Consider the following 1,230-nt stretch of genomic DNA (forward strand, 5'->3'; position numbering starts at 1 on the left):
ACAACCCCGCACCCTCACCCCACCCCGTCCCATCCGCAGCAGCCGCGAACGGCTTACACCGACCATCGGCCGACAACCCCCGCTGACGACTGAACTCGATGAACACGGTGGGTGACGCCATGACGGTCACCCCTCCGGCAAGGGCGAGTGAGCACTCGCCCTGACGCAGGGACTGGGCCGCCATGTGGAGGGCCACCAGCGACGACGAGCACGCCGTGTCCACCGACACCGCGGGCCCCTCCAGACCGAACACGTACGAGATACGCCCCGAGGCCACGCTGCCGGCGCTTCCTGCCAGGAGGTGTCCTTCGAAGCCATCGGGCGCACCGTGGAGGCGCCCCATGTAGTCGTCGTACATGACGCCGGTGAAGACTCCGGTCTGGCTCCCACGCAAGCTTGGGGGCGCGATCCCGGCTCGCTCCAGGGCCTCCCAGGCAGCCTCGAGCAGAAGGCGCTGCTGCGGGTCTGTCGCCAGTGCCTCGCGGGGGCTGATCCCGAAGAACCCGGCGTCGAAGTCACCCGCGTCGTAGAGGAAACCCCCCTGCCGCGTGTACGTCCTACCAGCCCGCTCAGGATCCGGGTCATACAGGCTGCCGACATCCCAACCACGGTTCTCCGGAAAACCAGAGACAGCCTCCCGCCCGTCCGCGAGCAGCTGCCACAACTCCTCGGGAGAGGACACCCCACCCGGATAACGGCACGCCATCCCCACGATCACGATCGGATCGTCCCGATCTACCAGGACGGGAGTGACGGCGGCGTGGCCCTCATGGGCGGTCGTAACGCCGGTGAGCTCGGACAGCACATACTCCGCGAGCTCCTTGGGTGTGGGATGGTCGAAGATCGTGGTCGTCGGCAGGCGCAGACCGGTCGCCGCGTTGAGGCGGTTGCGCAACTCGACGGCCGTGAGCGAGTCGAAGCCCATCTCCTTGAACGCCTGTTCCGGCTCCAGCGGGGAGGAACTGGTGTATCCGAGGACCCCGGCCACGATCGAGTAGACCAGGTCTTTCGTGGCTGATCGCTGTTCTTCCAGGCCGAGTCCGCTGAGGCGGTCACGCCAACTCTGCTTCTCGGCCGGCAAGGTAGCGGCCTGGGACAGCGGTGCGACGCTGGCGACGGTGCTCCTGGGCGGTTGGGTGAAGTGGGCGGTGATGGTGTGGGGGTGGGTGGTGGTGAGGGTGGTGTCGAGGAGGGTGAGTCCTTGGGTGTCGGTGAGGGGTGCGAGGTGGT

The 1,230-nt window shown here is 67.5% G+C and carries 1 protein-coding gene; it reads right to left on the minus strand.

Features of this window, described 5'->3' with window-relative positions; genetic code table 11:
* Positions 1-1,230, minus strand: a 1,230-nt coding sequence (locus tag ACYVPE_RS39800; protein WP_461038728.1) for an acyl carrier protein, incomplete at both ends; no start/stop codon positions are given.

This window comes from Streptomyces mayteni (assembly GCF_054783955.1).